General features: G+C 46.6%; 1 protein-coding gene. It reads left to right on the plus strand.

Annotated features, from left to right (window positions below):
* Positions 1-969: RHS repeat-associated core domain-containing protein (locus A3757_RS02325; protein WP_197469664.1), on the plus strand; the 969-nt coding region annotated here is incomplete at both ends.

The following is a 969-nucleotide window of genomic DNA, read 5'->3' on the forward strand; positions in this document are numbered from 1 at the left end:
TACATTGCTGCTGAAACAATGACTGAGCTTTCAGGCGTGCGAGGTTTTACATCTCATGAGTCGATTGACGAAATTGGCCTAATAAACATGAATGCGCGCCTCTATGATCCAGTGATTGGTCGTTTTACATCAGCAGACTCAATGATCCCTGATATTGAAACACCACTAGATTATAACCGCTACTCCTATGTAAGAGGTAATCCCGTCGTTAGTCGAGACCCTACTGGACACTACGGTCATATCATTGCTGCTATCTTACTATATGCTGCGTCACATTACGGTGATAACCCTACATGGCAGATGGCCTCTAGTATTATTCTCTCCGCAACAATGATGAATCCAGATGTTGGGGTTTTAGGTGGCTCTAAAATGACGGTTGGTGTTGCGATGACCCGCTCGGCAGTTACTAACTTAACTATGTCCTTTTTGCAATCAGGCAAAATTGGGCGAAAGTCGCTTGAAAATGCAGCAATAGCCGCTGCTTCTGCTGGCGTCACAAATGGCATTGCAGAGGGTGGTTGGATAAATAACCCAGACGGCTACTGGCATATTGGTGGTAGCTGGGCCTTGATAACGGCTACGCACATGGTCAGTCAAGGTGTCATAGCAGACCTACGCGGGGATAAGTTTATTCATGGGGCGGTTTCTGCGCTGGCCTCTAAAATTGGTAGCTACGCCACTCGTGGTTTTGGTGATCCTTTAAGTATAGAGAGAACAGTAGTCGTTGCCACGTTTGGAGGTTTAGCTTCTCGCGCGACTGGCGGTGACTTTGCTCAAGGCGCTATTCAAGCGGCGATGGTTCATTTGTTTAATGAGTTAACGTCAGAACAAAACGGCTGCCCCGGTTGCGTCGAAGTTACATTTAAGAATGGAAATAAAGGCTGGGTTCCTCAGAGTGTGATGAATTCTGGCGTCATTATGGCTGATCAAGCTGACGCAACGTCATTGGAATCATATACCACTACAACG

This window comes from Oleiphilus sp. HI0117 (assembly GCF_001635235.1).